Genomic DNA, 17,413 nt, shown 5'->3' with positions numbered 1-17,413 from the left:
GTCAGCCCTCCCTTTTCGCCTTTCTTGCTGCCGCGTCCGCGGCGTCGAGCTTGTCCGCTTCTTCGAGTGTCGGAGCGCTGCCACCGAGGCGTGCCGGCACCCAGTACGCACCCTGCTCGTGCGGGTATCCGTCCTGCAGTGTCAGCAGCATCTCTTTCATCGTGGAATGCAGCTTCTCGGTCAGCTCGTTCGCCGGGCCGACAGGCTCCAGCGGTGCGCCGACGGCGATGCGGATAGGAGTGTTGGTGCGGCCCAGCCTCTTGGGGAATCCTTTGGTCCAGACGCGCTGCGCACCCCAGATGACCGTCGGGATGATGGGAACACCTGCCTCGATGGCCATGCGTGCCGCGCCCGACTTGAATTCCTTGATCTCGAAGCTGCGGCTGATGGTCGCTTCCGGATACACCCCGACCAGCTCGCCCTTGCGTAGATCAGCGACCGCGGCCTTGTAGGACTCCGCGCCGGCGCCGCGATCGACAGGAATGTGCTTCAGTGACCGCATGATGGGACCGGAAATCTTGTTGTCGAACACTTCCTTCTTGGCCATGAACCGGATGTACCGCTTCACCCGCCGGGGCGGCAGCCCGGCATAGGTGAAGTCCAGGTACCCGGTATGGTTGACGGCGATGACCGCGCCGCCACTGGCAGGAATGTTCTCCTCACCCTCCACCTCGAACTTCAGGCCTTGGGACGCGAAGACGACGCGGGCGATGCCGATGACAGTTCGGTAGACGGGTTCCACAGTCGGCTAGCGTAGTCGTATCGGGCGGTCGCGAGAAGAACGCTCCGGGGAGAAGCCGTGAACGGGGAAGGTCAGCTAACCATGAGTTCGCTTAGCAGAATCGCTCGTGCCGGTGTAGGGCTGCTGGGGGCAGTCCTGGTACTCACCGCATGCGAGGGTGACGGCCAGCAGGGCATCCCCACCGATCCACCGTCGGCACCCACGACGGAGGAGACGGCCACAGCGACAACCCCGACGACGACCACCCCGACGACGACCACGCCCGAACCGCCTCCCGGACCCGCCGTCGGCGACGTTCCGGGCAATCCGCAGGCTGCGTCTGCCCTGCGGGCGTTCCTGACCGACCTGCAGGCCGGAGGGCCGCCGGCTGTGACGCCGACGTGTTGGACCGTGCCGCCGGCGGACATTCCGGTGCGGTACTCCGACGTCGCCTCGATTCTCGACGCGGCCGGTCAGCCGGGTGTCGACGGTCAGTACGCGGTGACGTGGACAGGCCCGGTGTCGACGGTGTCGATCAAGCGCAGCGAGATCGCCTCCGGTTATGCCTGCCCGAGCGTCTACCCGACCGGCACCGCACCGGTCTTCACCGACCTCGACGCGACGTACACCGTCGAGCGGTACCTCGGGCGATTCACGGGAGCGCCGGTCGACCCCGCCGACCTCGAGGGCGACTACCCCCTCGTCTGCGACGCTCGCCCGACGTGGGATCCACAGGGAACAGGCGTTCCCACGCCCGCGCCGCTGGCGAACAACCCGGGCAGGCTCACGGGGTCGGCGTCGTACGACCCGGCGAGCGTCTACGTCGCCTTCACCAACGGGGACTACAAGACGGTGTACGCCGACGTGACGAACGTGTCGGGATTCGAACAGAACCAAGTGTTCACACTGGGCATCGGGGCCAACGGGTACTGCATAGGCGACATCGCCTGACGCAGCGTCCACGAACGGGGGGTACGACACGATGCTGGGGATCGACACCAAGATACTGCTGCTGCTCGCCGGGCTGATCCTGCTGTGGGCACTGGGCCTCGGCGTGTGGAAGTACCGTCAGATGGCGACGTCGCCGACGGCTCTGGCTCACCCCTACGTCGACATCGCACACCGCGCTGCACTGATGTACTCCTTCGCGACCCTGATCCTCGCAGCCCTGGCAGAGTTCTCCGGTTTTCCGACGGCCGTGAACCTGATCGCCGGACTGGTCGTCACCTTCTTCTTCGTCGCGGCCATCGCCAGCTACATGGTTCACGGACTGTTGAAGGACACGGACAACCAATTCGAGAACCCCGTCCACGGCACCCACGCCTTCATGTGGACCCTTGCCGTCGCCGAAATCGGAGGAACCGGGGTACTGGTTGCCGGCTTCGTCGTCGGGCAGTTCTTCTGAACCCATGGCTACCCGACGTGTACGTTCGGCCGTCGATCTCGGTCGGGTTCGGCCCGGCGCAATACTTCTCTGGTCACCGGAGCGACTTCGCCGACGCCGATGAAGAGGAAACGCAGTAGGTTCACCAGTGGATTGCCCTCGGACCATTCGAAGTAGACATCGGGGCGTACATCGGTCACGTCTCTGATCTGCAGCAGCACTGCGGCAATGGAATTGGGTACGGCCGAGGCGTCGACCCACAGCACCCGGTAGTCGCCCTTCTGCTCTCCGTGGACGAGGAGGTCCGAGCTGAAGTCCGAGGCGTCCCGGATATTGGCCTCCAGGAACAGGATCGGCTCGTCCGCGGGAATGTTGCTGTCGCGGCGCTGCTGCTTTTCCTTCGCGGCATACTCCGCCGGGTCCAGATGCCGGGCGTCGTGGCAGACGATGCGTATCCGGCCGCGTGCGGCCGCTTCCTCGATGAACTGCAGTGACTCCTCGTCGAATTCGACGGAATCTGTGCGTAGTTCGAACGACCTCGTGACCCTCGACCAGAACGACACGGTCATGATCACCAGAATGAAGAACGACGCCACCTTGACGCCGTCGGGACGCTCGAAGATGTTGGTGACGGTGGTGTAGACGAAGACGACGGCGATGACCGAGAAGACCCACATCTGCACACGCTGACGGTTCCGCGCAGCGGAGATCGCGACTGCAACCGACGCGGAGGTGATGAGTACCAGAACACCCGTCGCGTAGGCAGAACTCTGAGCGTCGACGCTTGCCTCGAAGTAGAGCGTGACGGCCATCGCGATCAACGAGAACACAAGCACCAGTGGTCGAACCGCGCGAGCCCACTCCGGTGCCATGCCGTACTTCGGCAGGTAGCGAGGGACCAGGTTGAGCAGTCCCGCCATCGCCGACGCCCCGGCGAACCACAGGATCGCGATGGTGCTGACGTCGTAGGCGGTGCCGAACACTTCGCCGAGGTATTCGTGCGAGAGATAGGACAACGCGCGTCCGTTGGCTCCCCCGCCGCTCTGGAACTCGTCCTGCGGAATGAGGACCGTGGTGATGATGCTCGACGTCAGCAGGAAGCCACTCATGATGAGGGCAGCCGTGGTGATGAGCCTTCTGGCGTCGCGAATCCGGTTGGGAAGCGCATCGTCACCGTCGGCGGCGATCTGAGGCATCACGGCGACGCCGGTTTCGAAACCGGACAGGCCCAGTGCCAGTTTGGGAAAGACGATGAGGGCGACGGCGATCATCATGAGCGGGTTGCCGTGCTGCGCGGTCATGGCGTGCTGCCAGTCGGACAGCAGCGACGGATTCTTCGCGATCTCCCAGAATCCGACGAAGACGACGACGAGGTTCAGCGCGAGGAACGTCCCGACGAGGACGACGGCGATTCCGATCGCCTCGGTGAACCCTTTCAGGAAGACCGCGGTGAGCAACGCAAGCAGCACCAGGGTGACGATCACCTGCGCGCTGTCCAGACCTGCTGGCGCGAATGGGTTTTCGATCACGTGCGCCGACGCGTCGGCCGCGGACAACGTCATGGTGATCAGAAAATCCGTGGCCGCGAACCCCAACAGCACGAGCACCAACACCTTGCCACCCCACTTCGGCAGCAGCTTCTCGAGCATCGCGATGGAACCTTCACCCGTCGGGCTCTCCCGGGCGACGCGCCGATAGACCGGGAGAGCCCCGAACAGCGTCAACACGATCAGTACGACGGTGGCGAGCGGTGCAAGAGTGCCCGCGGCGAGGGCCGCGATTCCCGGCTGATAGCCGAGCGTCGAGAAGTAGTCGACGCCCGTCAGGCACATCACCTTCCACCACGGGTGGGTGTGTTCGGCTTCGGTGGGTTTGCGGTACGGACCCAGATGCCCGGATGGGTTCTCGGTCACCTCGCCGAGGAACCACGAGCGCAGACGCACCATGCGACAGAGCGTAAACCCGCCGGGCGGCAGGCGGCGGAACTACTGTGGATCCCATGACTCACGTGGTGGTAGCGGGTGCCGGTCTTGCCGGAATTGCATGTGCGCACGATCTAGGCCGAAAGGGCATCGACGTCACCCTCGTCGACCGCAACGACTATCACCAGTTCCAGCCCTTGCTGTACCAGGTGGCGACGTCACAGCTGCCCGCCGAGGACATCGCCCGGCCGTTGGCGTCGATCTTCGAGTCGATCAAGTCGGTGCGCGTCGTCCAGGCCGAGATCACCGATCTGAACTTCTCCGAACGCTCCCTCGTAGCGGGTGGCGAACGGGTGTCCGGCGACTACCTGGTGGTGGCTGCGGGTGCGACGGCCAACTTCTTCGGCACCCCGGGCGCCGAGGAACACTCGTTTCCGCTCTACTCCGTCGCCGACGCCGAGAAGCTGCGTCACCACGTCAGCGACCTCCTCCGGGGCGAACACGACCCGCTGGACGTGGTGATCGTCGGAGGCGGTCCTACCGGAGTCGAAACCGCGGGCGCGTTCGCCGAGCTGTTCACGGCGCTGCGCAAGATGAACCACCCGGGCGGCCGCGGCGAGGCGTGGTTGATCAACCACGGGCCCGCGCTGCTCGCGCCGTACAGCGAACGCTCCCACGAGTACGCCCACGACAAGCTCGTCCAGCACGGCGCGAAGGTCCGGCTCGGCGTCGGTGTGGCGTCCGTCGACGCCGACGGTGTGCAGCTGTCCGACGGCTCTCGCCTGGCCTCCCGCACGGTCGTCTGGGCAGGCGGGGAGTCCGCGTCACCCATCGCGTCCACGGCGTCGGTGACGCCCGGCCACGGCGGCCGCATCGACGTACTCGCCGATCTGACGGTACCGACGTTCGACCACGTGTACGCCGTCGGCGACGTGGCCAACATCCCCGGTTCCGACGGAAAGGCACTGCCTCAGTTGGGATCCGTCGCGCAGCAGGCAGGAGCGTGGACCGCCCGCAACATTCTGTTGTCCATCGCGGGTGAACCTCGAAAGCCGTTCGCCTACAAGGACAAGGGCATCATGGCGATGATCGGACGCGGCGCCGCGGTCGCCGAGGTGGGAGCGCACCGTCACCAGGTGGAAGGTCCGCTTGCGTTCGCCGCCTGGTTGGGTGTGCACGCCGCCCTGCTCAGCGGCGCCCACAGCAAGGTCGACGCCTTCCTGTCCTGGGCGTGGGACTATTTCGACAGCGACCACGCTGCCATCGTCGAATGCCACGGCGACCCCAAACGCATCGCCTGGGCAGGCGACGCCAAGCCGACGATCTGACGCTAGGGCCTGCCTCGGGCGTAGTGCACCACTCGGCGCGCCGATCGTGCGACGGCCTCGTCGATCAGACGTCCGTTCTTGTCGACGCCGACGCCGGATGTCGCGCGCGCAAGGGCCTCCAGGATCTCCTCGGCCTCCTGCACCGCCTCCGACGTCGGTACGAAGGCATCCCGTGCCGGAGCCACCTGGGCCGGGTGGATGCACGCACGGCCGCGGAATCCCAGCCTGCGCAGTTCCACGGTGTCGGCAGCGAACGCATCGGTGTCGCGGAACTCGACCGAGACCGCGGCAAGGGGCGGTTCGAGTCCCGCTGCCGCGCTCGCGACCACGACCTGACTGCGTGCGAACAGCAACGCGCGACCGTCGTCGCCGGGCTCGATGGACAGGTCGGCGGCGAGGTCGACCTCGCCGATCTGCAGGAACCGCAGCCTCGGGCCCGTCGCGATCGCCGGTAGGGCGAGTAGCCCTTTTCCCGTCTCGATCAGCGCCGAGAGTTCCGCGTGCGGTGCGACCGAATCCAGAATGCGCGCGGCTGCTTCGATCTCCTCCAGCGATTCGACCTTGGCTAGCCAAATCCCGGTGAGGTTCGGGCCGGCAACCGCACGAATGTCCGCATCCTGCAGAGCACCCGGATTCACCCGCACCCAGATCTCGACCTGTCCCGGTTCGCAGGCGGCCAACCACTTGGCGACGGTGCTGCGCGCCTCGTCCTTGTTCGACGCCACGACTGCGTCTTCCAAGTCCAGGACCACGGCGTCCGCTCCGGATCTCGACGCCTTGTCGAAACGAGCGGGTACGTCGCCCGGCACGTACAGGAACGTCAGTGCGGTCATCCGATCACTCCGTGGCCTGCCACGAGTGCCTTGGCGATGACGGTGCGCATGATGTCGTTGGTTCCTTCACCGATCGCCATCAGTGGGGCATCTCGGTACAACCGCTCGACCACGAATTCCGTGGAGTATCCGTAACCGCCGTGAATGCGCATCGATTCCAAGCTGGCTTCGATCGCGGTTTCGGAGGCGAAGTACTTGGCCATCCCGGCTTCCATGTCGACGCGTTTGCCCGAATCCGCCTGTGATGCCGCCCAATACGTCATCAATCTCGCGGCTTGCAACCGTGTGGCGATGTCGGCAATCTTCAGTTGGATGGCCTGGAAGTCCGCAATGGGTTGGCCGAATGCGGTCCGTTCCTTCGCGTACTTCAGCGCCGCATCGTAGGCGGCCTGGGCGATTCCGACGCTGCGGCCCGCGATGTTGAGTCGCCCGATCTCCAGCCCGGACAGCGCCTGCTGCAACCCACGACCCTCGACACCACCGAGGAGGGCCGACGCTGGAACGCGGACGTCCTGGAGGTGGATTTCGCACGACTCGGTGCCCTTGTAACCGAGCTTGCCGAGATCGCGCTGTACTTCGAATCCCTCGGTCTCGGTGTCGATCAGCAACAGGCTCATGCCCTTGTGCGCTGGATCGGCGGTGTTGTCGGTCTTCACCAGCGTCGGCAGGACGTTCGCGTAGCGGGCGTTGGTGATCCACGTCTTGGTCCCGTTGACGATGTAGTGGTCTCCGTCGCGCTTGGCGGTCGTCCGAATTCCCTGCAGGTCGGTTCCGGCACCGGGCTCGGTGAGGCCGACGCCGGTGCGATACACACCTGCCGCCAGTTTCGGGAGCAACTGTTCCTTCTGCTCCTGTGTACCGTGCTTGGCGATCATCCAGCAGGACAGGTTGTGACTGCCGAGGATGCCCGCCACACCCATCCACCCACGTGCGAGTTCCTCGTAGACCAGAGTGAAGGACACCTTGTCCAGGTCCAGTCCGCCGAACTCTTCGGGAGTGGTGATTCCGAACAGGCCCATCGCTTTGAGATGTTCGACGATTTCCGTCGGGTATCGGCCGCTGCGCTCGTATTCGCTTGCAACCGGGATGATTTCCTTGTCGACGAACTTTCGCAGTGCGGATCGAAAGTCCTGCTGTTGCTCGGTGAACGTGAAATCCATGACGTGTCCTAGGAGTCGGTTGTTCGGGAGATCTCCGCTGCCAGATCGAGCACGCGGGTCAGATCGGGTTCGAGTTCGAGATGCGCAACGATGTCGGCCAGCTCGGCGGCGCGTGGATGCTCACCACAGTTGGCCAGGAACTTGGCGCGCAGTTCGTCGTCGGTCAACGGCGAACTCGGCGTCCCTCGGCTGCCACCGACCTCACCGGTGAGCGTGGAACCGTCGCGCAGGGTGACGACGGCCTTGCCCGGTGCTGCGGCGGCCGGACCGTCGGTGGGCGCGTCGATCACCTCGACCGCCTTGGCGATCTGCAGAACATCACTGCGCGAGATCGATTCGTCGGTATAGGTCGCGATGGTCACCGACCCGTCGACGAGCAACGCGGCCACGCTCCACGGCAAATCGAACTTGGCATCGTAGGTACTCCGCGGTGCGGCCGTACCCGCGTGCTCGCCGCACACGAAGGGCGACGAATCCGGATGTACGTGTACCTGCACGGACACGATGTCCGACGGGTCGACGACGGTTCCTGCCGTCGCTGCGGTCACGGCATCGAGGGTCACGTGCATGAGCTGGCACGCCGGGTACGGTTTGATGCCGATCTGCGTTGCTTCCCAGCGTGTTCCGAGATCCTCGGTCAACACGGCGAAGTCGACGGGCCGATCGGCAAGCGCTGCGTACACACCCCGGCGACCGTCGAGCACGGTGCGTGGCCCGGTGGCACCGGCGGCGGCGAGACGGGCGGCGAGAATGCCGTCGACACTCGCGCTACCCGGGTGCAGCGACTTGGTGTCGGCTGCCGTGTCGAGGAATTCGAGGAGCCCGCCGCTCGAGGATCCGGCGATACCCAGTGCGTCGACGACGGTGTCCTCGTGCGAGCCGGCGAGTTTCGATGCCACCACGGCTGCGGCGAGTGGTCCTGCTACCGCAGTGGCGTGCAGGCCTCGTGCATGGAATCCGTGCGGACTGACGGCGCCGAGGCGGCACACCGTCTCCATGCCGATCACCGACGCCGTCAACACCTCGGCACCCGTCGCGCCTACCTCCTGGCCGACAGCGAGTGCGGCGGGAAGCACCACTGCAGTGGCATGCACGAGTCCGCCGGCGTGGGTGTCGTCGAAATCCAGTGCGTGCACCATTATTCCGGTTGCCATGGCAGCGGCAGGCGCAGAGAGTGCGACGTCTCCGCTGAGCGCTCGGGCTTCACCCGGCCCACCGAGTGCGTGCGCGACGGCCCACCCGGGAGCGCCCGCACCCAGCCTCCGCGCGGCGATGGCGTCGCCGATCCCGTCGAGGAGGTGCCGTTTCACGGCGTGGGCGACGTCATCCGGAACGTCGTCGGAACCGAGTGAAACAACCCATCCAGCAAGGGTTTCCGATGCAGTGCTCATACGGTGATGCCTACTGCATTCTTTCCGAACGCACCGCTGCGGCGAAGTTCGGCGACTGTCTCGGCGTCGTAGCCGAGCGAGTCGAGCACGTCGTCCAAGTGTTCTCCGCGGAGCGGGGCGCGGGTGTAGACGGCGGGCTCGCTGCCGAACCGAACGGGCGATGCGACCTGTTTGATCGTGCCGAGATTGGGGTGTTCGGTCTCCACGATGAGGCCGCGAGCGAGAGTGTGCGGTTCGGTCAGCGCCTCGGCGATGTCGTTGATCGGCCCGGACGGCACACCCGCCGGGCCGAGCAGCGAAAGCCAATGCGCCACGGACTCCGTCGCGAAGATCTTCTCCAGTATCGGCAGGAGAGCGTCGGCATTCTTTCCGCGTTCGGTGAAGTTCGCGAACCGTGGGTCCGACGCCAGGTCCGGCGCACCGATGGCCTCGACAAGGCGCTGCCAGAACTTCTCCTTCGCACAACCGACCACGAGCCAACCGTCCGACGCCTCGAAGGCCTGGAACGGAACGAGCGACGGATGAGCCGAGTTCTTGGTCCGGACCGGTTCGAACCCTTCGTTGAGATGCCACGTGGCCGGATAGGTCAGCAGTCCCATGGCCGTGTCGTACAACGACAGATCGCAGTCGCCGCCGACGCCGTCACGCCGTGCCGCATGAAGGCCGGCGAGAATGCTGATGGCCGCCACGAACCCGCCCGAGTAGTCGACCAGGGACAGACCGGATTTGGTCGGTGGACCGTCGGGATCACCGGTGACGGACATCCACCCGGCCAGGCCCTGGAGAATGTAGTCGTACCCGGGTTCTTTCGCGCGTGGGCCGGTCATGCCGAACCCGGTGAGGCTGCAGCACACGATGGCAGGATTCAGATGCTTCAGGTCGTCGTAGGTGATGCCGATCTTCGCCGGCACGTCGCCGCGGAGATTGGAGTAGACGACGTCGCTTTCTCGCACCAGATCCTCGAAGACGCGGCGCCCGGACTCGGTGTTCAGATCGATGGAGATACTGCGCTTGTTCCGGTTGAAGGTCTCGAAGAACAGCGAATCCTCACCCGACGCGTACGGAGGCACGTACCGCCCCACGTCACCTCCGACACCGGGGTCCTCGACCTTGAGGACGTCGGCGCCGAGGTCCGCCAGGTGGAGGCTGCCGAACGGGCCGGCACCGTACTGCTCGAGCGACAGGATCCGTACGTCTTCCAGTGGTCTCATTTCGCCACCCCGTTGGTGCCGGTCGAGACGAGGGCCGACAGTTCCAGTGGCCCGGTCTTGGCGTCGGGAAAGTAGTTCTGGCCGATTCCGCTTGCGCGAGTGGCGATCATGACCGACCGCCTCCAGGAGATGATTTCGTCGCCGTCCTGATTCAGCCCGCGCGTGATCATCGAGATGATCCCTGCATACGGCCTGGACTTGGATTCGCGTTTGTCCGTGCAGAGACTTTCCGCGTACAGGGTGTCGCCTGCGTACAGCGGGTGACTCATCTTGATGTCGGTGAACGCGAGGTTGGAGATCGCGTTCTGACTCATATCGAGCACCGAGATACCGAGAACAACGGCGACGGTGAGCCCGGAATTGACGATCACTCGTCCCTCGGTGATCGGATTCTGTTCTGCAACATGCGCGTTGAAGTGATTCTGATTGGTGTTCATCGAGAGCAGCGTGATCCACGTGTTGTCGGCTTCGCTGATGGTGCGACCGAGCGGATGCTGGTACACGTCGCCGACGACGTAGTCCTCGAAGAATCGTCCGAGCGTTGCGGGGTGAGTTGCCACGGTGCCTCCTCAGGCTTGGGCTGTAGCGTTGCTCACACCATAAACATCAGATGTTTAGCGAGTCAAGGGCTGCGTAGGGTCGAAAATGGGTGCAGCTCCGCCGTCTTCTCAGCCAGAGGGCCACGTCTTGACGGGTTAAACATCTTATGTTTAGAGTTGAGTATCTGTTACTTACGTCTCATTCATCACTGTGAGTGGCCGAGGTCATCGCGGCGGCGCTACGCCGCTCGAATCCGCAACAAGTCTACGAGGCCTGCCATGTTCCTTCATCGAACCGCCGCCCTGTCGGTGGCGTTGACACTCGCTCTCGGACTCACCGCCTGTGGGTCGGATCCGGGTCCCGACGCCGACCCCGAGAACCCCGTCACCATCGACGTCACCGTGTCCGCAGCCGCGGAGATCTACAGCATCCCGTGGCTGGTCGCCCAACAGCAGGGCCTCTTCGAAAAGCACGGGGTCATCGTCGAGAACATCGTTCCGGGCAAAGGCGGTAGCGCCACCATGCGCACGCTGCTCGACGGAAACATCCCCATCGGCGAGGTCAGCTATCCCTCCATCGTCCAGGCCGACGCAGGCGGTTCCGAACTTCGGATCGTCGGAGGTGGTACCCAGGGGCCGTACCCGATGAACTTCTACGCACTGGCATCGAATCCGTCGATCAACTCCATCGAGGACGTACGCCGGTGGGCGTACACCCGCCCCAACTCCGCCTCCGATGCGCTCACTCTTCTGCTACCCGACCTCGCGGGTGTCGACGCGAGCAAGATCGAGCGGGTGTCGTCGGGCGGCATCGGTGAAGGCCTGGCTCTCCTGGAAGCGGGCTCCGTCGACATCGCGCTCATCCCCTCCATCGTCGCCGAGCAGCGACCCGAGGACTTCAAGCTCATCGTCAGCAGCCCCGACTACATGCAGAGGTTCCTGCAGTCCACGATCACCACCACGAAGGACTACGCCGAATCCAATCCAGGTGTCGTCCGCGCCATCAACGCCGGATACACCGAGGCCGTGGCGTCGATCAAGGCCGATCCCGAAGCCGCGGCGCAGATCTACGCCGCGTACACAGGGTTCGACGCCGAGTCGGCACTGGCGGTGGTGGAACGTGCATCTTCGGTCGACACGTGGGGCGGCGGATTCGACCCGGCTTCCGTGACATCCGCACAGGCAGGCGTCGAAGCATCCGGTAGCGACCGCGAACCCGACTTCTGCACTCTCTTCGACCCCGATTTCCTGGCCGACGGCGTCGCACGCGACATGCCGATCGACTGCACCACCTGACGTCCACTCCGCCTGCACGAGAGGGTATTCCACGTGACACAGACAGACGATCGACCACGCACCACCACCACACCGAACATTGCCGTCGCCGACTCGGTGTCCCGGCACTTCGGCGACGTGACCGCTCTGCACGACATCGACCTGACGATCGGCCGGGGTGAGTTCGTCTCGATCGTCGGCCCCAGCGGATGCGGCAAATCCACGCTGCTCGAGATCTTCGCGGGCCTGCAGGACCACGACGGGGGCACCGTCACCGTCGACGACCGTCCACTCACCGGCCCACGGAGCAAGACCGCCATCATCTTCCAGGAATCGGCGACGCTTCCGTGGCGGACCGTCCGCGACAACGTCGCGTTCGCGCTCGAGGTCAAGGGCGTCGGAAAGAAGGAACGACGGGCACGCGCCGACGAGCTGCTCGCCACCGTCGGACTGTCGAAGTTCGGCGATCATTTTCCGACGCAGTTGTCCGGCGGTATGCGCCAACGCGTCGCCATCGCCCGATGCCTGTCGATGGAACCCGATCTGATTCTCGCCGACGAGCCGTTCGGCGCGCTGGACGAGCAAACTCGGCTCGTCATGTCCTACGAGCTCTTGAAGATCGTCGAAAAGCTCACGTGTGGAGTGCTGTTCATCACCCACAGCATTCAGGAGGCGGTGTTGCTGTCCGACAGGGTGCTCGTGATGAGCGCGCGGCCGGGCAGATTCATCGACGAGATGCCGATCGATCTTCCGCGGCCGCGGTCGGAGGACGTCTTGTCCAGCCCCGAGGCCATCACCGTTCACGAGCGAATCTGGTCGACTCTGCGGGACGAGGCCAAGAAGACGATGAGCGTGGAGCCATGACGACCACGTCCACCGCGGCAGAAACTACGCGACAACGCTCCGTCGTACCGGGTTATCTGCGTCCCGCACCGAAAACCGTACTGAAGATTCCAGCTGCCGGCTGGACCGCAGCGGTCATCGCACTGGCTGTGCTGGTGGTGGAGGTGTACGCACGCTCCCCGTTGGCCTCGCCACTCGACATCGTGCCGGTATCCGACATGGCCGCCACAGCCCTGCAGCTCATGACCGATCCGGATTTCCTCGTCGACGCACTCGGGCGGACCCTCGGCATCATCGTCGTCGCATTCGTTCTCAGTTCGCTGCTCGGGATCGGTGCGGCCTACCTGCTGTGGCGGTTCGATCTGTGGGACAGAGCATTTCAGCCCTACCTCAACGTGTACTACGCTGTGCCCACCTTCGCGCTGTACCCCATCATGGTCGTACTCTTCGGTAGCGGCATCGCCCCCATCGCCATACTCTCGACCATCTTCGCGTTCGGTGTCGTCGCGATGAATGCTCGAACAGGGTTCAACTCCGTCAGCCCGATCGTCGCCAAACTCGGGTCGACCTTGAGATTGACTCGGTGGCAGTACTTCCGGTCGATACTCCTGCCCTACGCATTGCCCAACATCGTCACCGGGCTCAAGCTCGGCCTGTCCTACGCCATCATCTCCGTGCTCGCCAGCGAGTTCATCCTGTCGACCCAAGGCCTCGGTCACTACATCTCCATCGCCTACGACAGCTTCGACATCGCCGAGATGTACGCAGGAATCCTGGTCGTCACCGCCCTCGCCCTTCTCGCCACCCTCGGCATCTCCGCTGCCCTGAACCGATTCGATTGGAGGCGTCGCCGATGAGCACCGTGACCGCGAAGGTTGCCACCGCACCGAGTGCCGCACCGAAACGCTCCCCCTCGCCGAAACCCAGCCTGCTGCGGCGGTTCGCACCCCCGGTCGTCGTCGCAGTCCTGGCCGTCGCTCTCTGGTGGCTCGCCGCCGTGGTGGCGGACAGCCTGATCTTTCCGACGCCCGCCGAGGCCATGTCTTCCCTCGCCGACGACCTGGGCAAAGCCGAATTCCGTGCGAACGTTCTCGATTCGTTGCGCATCCTCGCCCTCGGCTACCTCGCGAGCACCGTGGCCGGGTCGCTGCTGGGACTCGCTCTTGGAATCAGCCCGTTCTGGACTCGGTCGATCCTGCCCATCTTCTATTCCATCAACAGTATTCCCAAGATCGTCCTGTACCCGATCTTCCTGTCGTTCCTCGGAATCGGCGAACTGAGCCGAGGCGGTTTCACGTTCTACGCGGCCTTCGTACCCATGTTTCTCGTCGCAGTCGAGAGCACCGCGTCGGTCCAGCAGATCCACCTGAAGATGGCAGCGTCACTGAAGGTCAGCTGGCCACGGCTGATCCGTCAGATCGTCATTCCCTCGGCGCTGCCGGCGTTGGCCACCGGAATGCGCATGACGTTCGGCCTGGCGTTCCTGGGATTGCTTCTCGCCGAGATGTTCTCGTCGTCCAGCGGCATCGGCTACGAACTGCTGCGCAACGTCAGCCTGGTCCGCATGGAGAACATCATGGGCACAGTCGTACTGATCATGGTGATGGCGCTGCCACCCACCATCGCACTCCAATGGCTCGAGCACCGCATCACCGCCAAGTTCGGCGGATGACCCCGCGCGTCAGCGCAGAACATCCGTTCCGACGAAGGGCACCAACGCTTCCGGTACCCGCACGGTACCGTCGGCCTGCTGGTGATTCTCGAGGATGGCGACGATCCACCGGGTCGTCGCCAGGGTGCCGTTGAGCGTCGCCGCGATCTGGGGCTTGCCGTTCTCGTCGCGGTACCGAACGCCGAGACGACGCGCCTGGAAGGTCGTGCAGTTCGAGGTCGAGGTGAGCTCGCGGTAGGCGTTCTGGGTGGGCACCCATGCCTCGCAGTCGTACTTGCGCGCGGCCGACGAACCGAGATCGCCACCGGCGACGTCGATGATGCGGTACGGAAGCTCCACCGCGGCAAGCATCTCGCGCTCGAACTCGAGCAGCTTCTTGTGCTCGGCCGCAGCGTCCTCCGGCTTGATGTAGGAGAACATCTCGATCTTGTCGAACTGGTGGACCCGGATGATGCCGCGGGTGTCCTTGCCGTAACTGCCTGCCTCGCGGCGGAAGCACGACGACCAGCCCGCATAGCGCTTGGGACCGTCGGACAGATCGATGATCTCGCCCGAATGATAGCCCGCAAGAGCAACTTCCGACGTTCCGACGAGATAGAGGTCGTCGGCTTCGAGCCGGTAGATCTCGTCCGCGTGCGCCCCGAGGAAACCAGTGCCTGCCATGATCTCCGGCCGCACCAGCACCGGCGGGATCATCATCGTGAAACCGTTCTTCACGGCCTTCTGCGCGGCGAGTTGCAGCATTCCCTGCTGCAGCAGGGCGCCGTACCCGGTCATGAAGTAGAACCGTGAGCCGGACACCTTCGCGCCGCGTTCCATGTCGATCAGGCCGAGCGACTCGCCCAGTTCGAGGTGATCCTTCGGCTCGAAATCGAACGTCGGGATATCGCCGACCGTCTCGAGCAGAACGTAGTCGTCCTCGCCGCCGGCGGGTGCGCCCTCTTCGACGATGTTGGAGATCTTGCGGGCCGCGACGTCGAGGGCCGCGTCGGCCTCGTTCTGCGTCGCCTCGGCAGCCTTGACCTGAGCCGCCAACTCGGACGCACCGGCCAGCAGAGCCGGGCGCTCGTCGGGAGACGCCTTGCCGACCTTCTTGCCCAGCGCCTTCTGCTCGGCGCGGAGTTGATCCCCGGCCAGCACAGCTGCGCGACGAGACGCATCCGCCTCGAGCAACGCGTCCACCAGTGAAGGGTCTTCACCACGTGTGCGCTGCGAGGCTCGAACTACGTCAGGATTCTCGCGGAGGAACTTGAGGTCGATCACGGAGACAAACCTTACTTGCCGAGCAACCCCAGGTAGTCCTCGCGTCCGAACATCCGAGCTGCATCGATCGCCGACGGGTGACCCCCTGCCGGGTCGGCACCACCGTCGACGAGCGCCTTCACGACGTCGTCCTCGCCCTTGAACACGGCACCGGCCAGTGGCGTCTGACCTTTGTCGTTGGGTCGATTCACGTCCGCACCCCGCTCGACCAGGGCATCAACCGTCGTCGCATGCCCGTGGTACGCCGCGAGCATCACCAGCGTGTCCCCGGCAGAATTGTTCAGATCGACCGGAACACCCGCATCGACGTACGCCGTCAGCGCCTCGGTGTCCCCCGCACGAGCCATGTCGAACAGTCGTCCGGCGAGCTCGGCAACGTCGTCGGCGTCATCAGGTCCCGTCATGACAGTAGAAGTTACTCGGGCATGATGGAAGGCGATGTCCAGCAAGCCCGAGAAACCGAACCAGCGCACCGTCACCGCCCACGTCGCGCGTCGTGGCCTGGTGCTCGTCGCCATCGGCGCCGTCGCCGCCGCAGCGATCACCCTCTTCGTCTCCGACGGTTTCTCCCAGCCCGAGAAGATCACGACGCATTCCGAAGCAGGTCCCGCCACCGACGGCCCGGTGTCCGCGTCGTCCTTCGGCTCGGCCGACCCGGGCACCTGCCTCGACTGGACGCCGACCGACGACCCCGAGACCGACCGCCAGGATCTGGCGGAAGTCTCCTGCGCCGAGCCGCATCGATTCGAGGTCGCCAAGGACGTCGACATGACCGCGTACCCGGGCCTCGAGTTCGCCCCGGGAGCCGCGTACCCCGGGGCCCTACGGTTCGGGCAACTACGCGACGAACACTGCATCGACGTCGTCGACGACTACCTCGGCACCAAGTTCGATCCCAGTGGCAAGTTCAGCGTCGGGCTCATGTTCCCCAGCCAGGCCGGGTGGGCGTCGGGCGAACGAACGTTGCGCTGCGGAATCCAGCAGTCCTCCAACACCGGCATCCCGCAGGAGATGAGCGGCTCGGTACAAGGTCAGGACCAATCGAACGTGTGGGACGTCGGAACCTGCATCGGCATCAACCAGAACGTCCCGGCCGACCCCGTCGACTGCGCCCAGGCACACGCCTTCGAAGTCGCATCGATCATCGACCTGCAGCAGCAGTTTCCCAGCGGCATCCCCACCGAAGCCGACCAGGACGCCTACCTCGAACAGACCTGCACCGAAGCCGTCAACGGCTACCTCGGCTCGGACACCGCGCTGCGAGACAAGACGCTCACCCTCTTCTGGAACACCATCGACGTCACCAGCTGGCTCGCCGGCTCACGCCAGGTGAGCTGCTCCATCGGCAAGGAACTCGACGAAGGCGGCTTCGCGACCATCGCCGGATCCGCGAAGGGCGACATTCTCATCAACGGTGAAGCCCCCGTGCCGCCCCCCGCCGCTCCCGACGGCCGAGCCCTCCCCACTCCGCTGCCCGGCGCAGCGCCGATCACTCCCGGAGGGTGACATTCCCACCGACATGACCCGCGCCGAGTTCGAAGAAGCCGTCGCCGACGCCCTCGACACTCTCCCGCCCGACATCACCGACCGCATGGACAACGTCGTCATCCTCGTCGAAGAAGAACACCCGACGGAAGACATCCTGGGCCTGTACGAAGGCGTCGCCCTCACCGAGCGCTACGAATACAGCGGGCACCTACCGGACGTCATCACGATCTACCGGCTACCCATCCTCGACATGGTCGACGACGCCGACACCGCCAAACGCGAAATCGCCATCACCGTCGCCCACGAAGTCGGCCACCACTTCGGCATCGACGACGAACGCCTCCACGAACTCGGCTTCGGCTGACCCCCGGCCCGGCTGCGGG

At 64.8% G+C, this 17,413-nt stretch carries 18 protein-coding genes; 9 read left to right on the top strand and 9 right to left on the bottom strand.

What is annotated here, in order from left to right:
• Nucleotide 1: 1 nt before the first annotated feature.
• Complete coding sequence (locus CH293_RS11240; RefSeq protein ID WP_037112542.1) at nt 2–742, bottom strand: 1-acyl-sn-glycerol-3-phosphate acyltransferase; 741 nt, start codon at nt 740–742, stop codon at nt 2–4.
• Nucleotides 743–823: 81 nt separating this feature from the next.
• On the opposite strand from CH293_RS11240, the gene CH293_RS11235 reads away from it, so the two are divergent.
• A complete protein-coding gene (locus tag CH293_RS11235; protein ID WP_255122807.1) occupies nt 824–1,672 on the top strand; it encodes a hypothetical protein in 849 nt (282 codons plus the stop codon).
• 31 nt (nt 1,673–1,703) lie between these two features.
• Entirely contained in the window at nt 1,704–2,126 is a 423-nt protein-coding gene (locus CH293_RS11230; RefSeq protein WP_094720222.1) for a hypothetical protein, read from the top strand.
• Between the two features lie 8 nt (nt 2,127–2,134).
• Here CH293_RS11230 and CH293_RS11225 read toward each other — a convergent pair whose 3' ends face one another.
• Complete coding sequence (locus CH293_RS11225; protein ID WP_094720221.1) at nt 2,135–4,051, bottom strand: amino acid transporter; 1,917 nt, start codon at nt 4,049–4,051, stop codon at nt 2,135–2,137.
• 53 nt (nt 4,052–4,104) lie between these two features.
• Here CH293_RS11225 and CH293_RS11220 point away from each other — a divergent pair, with 53 nt between their 5' ends.
• Nucleotides 4,105–5,355, top strand: coding sequence for an NAD(P)/FAD-dependent oxidoreductase (locus CH293_RS11220; protein WP_094720263.1), 1,251 nt, complete (start codon nt 4,105–4,107; stop codon nt 5,353–5,355).
• Between the two features lie 2 nt (nt 5,356–5,357).
• On the opposite strand, the gene CH293_RS11215 is transcribed toward CH293_RS11220, so the two are convergent.
• From CH293_RS11215 to CH293_RS11195, 5 genes are read right to left on the bottom strand one after another with little or no spacing between them, the layout of a single operon-like run.
• Nucleotides 5,358–6,188, bottom strand: a complete 831-nt coding sequence (locus CH293_RS11215; RefSeq protein ID WP_094720220.1) for a CoA ester lyase — start codon at nt 6,186–6,188, stop codon at nt 5,358–5,360.
• Nucleotides 6,185–7,348 carry an acyl-CoA dehydrogenase family protein gene (locus CH293_RS11210; RefSeq protein WP_020111785.1) on the bottom strand — a complete coding sequence of 388 codons (1,164 nt, stop codon included), beginning with the start codon at nt 7,346–7,348 and terminating at the stop codon, nt 6,185–6,187. The genes CH293_RS11215 and CH293_RS11210 overlap by 4 nt, the downstream gene beginning before the upstream one ends.
• Before the next feature lie 8 nt (nt 7,349–7,356).
• Complete coding sequence (locus CH293_RS11205; protein ID WP_094720219.1) at nt 7,357–8,739, bottom strand: MmgE/PrpD family protein; 1,383 nt, start codon at nt 8,737–8,739, stop codon at nt 7,357–7,359.
• Nucleotides 8,736–9,950, bottom strand: coding sequence for a CaiB/BaiF CoA-transferase family protein (locus tag CH293_RS11200; RefSeq protein ID WP_037112530.1), 1,215 nt, complete (start codon nt 9,948–9,950; stop codon nt 8,736–8,738). Before CH293_RS11200 ends, CH293_RS11205 begins: the two co-directional genes overlap by 4 nt.
• Entirely contained in the window at nt 9,947–10,510 is a 564-nt protein-coding gene (locus CH293_RS11195) for a MaoC family dehydratase (RefSeq protein ID WP_094720218.1), read from the bottom strand. Before CH293_RS11195 ends, CH293_RS11200 begins: the two co-directional genes overlap by 4 nt.
• Nucleotides 10,511–10,768: 258 nt before the next feature.
• Here CH293_RS11195 and CH293_RS11190 point away from each other — a divergent pair, with 258 nt between their 5' ends.
• From CH293_RS11190 to CH293_RS11175, 4 genes are read left to right on the top strand one after another with little or no spacing between them, the layout of a single operon-like run.
• Complete coding sequence (locus CH293_RS11190) at nt 10,769–11,785, top strand: ABC transporter substrate-binding protein (RefSeq protein ID WP_037112528.1); 1,017 nt, start codon at nt 10,769–10,771, stop codon at nt 11,783–11,785.
• 33 nt (nt 11,786–11,818) lie between these two features.
• Complete coding sequence (locus tag CH293_RS11185) at nt 11,819–12,628, top strand: ABC transporter ATP-binding protein (RefSeq protein WP_037112527.1); 810 nt, start codon at nt 11,819–11,821, stop codon at nt 12,626–12,628.
• Nucleotides 12,625–13,464, top strand: coding sequence for an ABC transporter permease (locus CH293_RS11180; protein ID WP_094720217.1), 840 nt, complete (start codon nt 12,625–12,627; stop codon nt 13,462–13,464). Before CH293_RS11185 ends, CH293_RS11180 begins: the two co-directional genes overlap by 4 nt.
• Nucleotides 13,461–14,279 carry an ABC transporter permease gene (locus CH293_RS11175; protein ID WP_094720216.1) on the top strand — a complete coding sequence of 273 codons (819 nt, stop codon included), beginning with the start codon at nt 13,461–13,463 and terminating at the stop codon, nt 14,277–14,279. Before CH293_RS11180 ends, CH293_RS11175 begins: the two co-directional genes overlap by 4 nt.
• Nucleotides 14,280–14,288: 9 nt before the next feature.
• Here the strand turns inward: CH293_RS11175 and serS are convergent, their stop codons facing one another.
• Both serS and CH293_RS11165 read right to left on the bottom strand, forming a co-directional pair.
• Nucleotides 14,289–15,542 carry a serine--tRNA ligase gene (serS, locus tag CH293_RS11170; protein ID WP_019667097.1) on the bottom strand — a complete coding sequence of 418 codons (1,254 nt, stop codon included), beginning with the start codon at nt 15,540–15,542 and terminating at the stop codon, nt 14,289–14,291.
• 11 nt (nt 15,543–15,553) lie between these two features.
• Nucleotides 15,554–15,946, bottom strand: a complete 393-nt coding sequence (locus CH293_RS11165; RefSeq protein WP_094720215.1) for an ankyrin repeat domain-containing protein — start codon at nt 15,944–15,946, stop codon at nt 15,554–15,556.
• A 34-nt stretch (nt 15,947–15,980) separates the two neighbouring features.
• Here CH293_RS11165 and CH293_RS11160 point away from each other — a divergent pair, with 34 nt between their 5' ends.
• Nucleotides 15,981–17,048 carry a septum formation family protein gene (locus CH293_RS11160; protein WP_037112515.1) on the top strand — a complete coding sequence of 356 codons (1,068 nt, stop codon included), beginning with the start codon at nt 15,981–15,983 and terminating at the stop codon, nt 17,046–17,048.
• 13 nt (nt 17,049–17,061) lie between these two features.
• Nucleotides 17,062–17,394 (top strand): metallopeptidase family protein, encoded by a 333-nt coding sequence (locus CH293_RS11155; protein ID WP_019667094.1) that lies wholly within the window; start codon nt 17,062–17,064, stop codon nt 17,392–17,394.
• Nucleotides 17,395–17,413: the final 19 nt, after the last annotated feature.

The organism is Rhodococcus sp. 14-2470-1b (assembly GCF_002259415.1).
Classification (GTDB): Bacteria; Actinomycetota; Actinomycetes; order Mycobacteriales; family Mycobacteriaceae; genus Rhodococcoides.
Note: the sequence above shows the minus strand (reverse complement) of the source record. Positions and strands in the feature narration are given on the sequence as shown.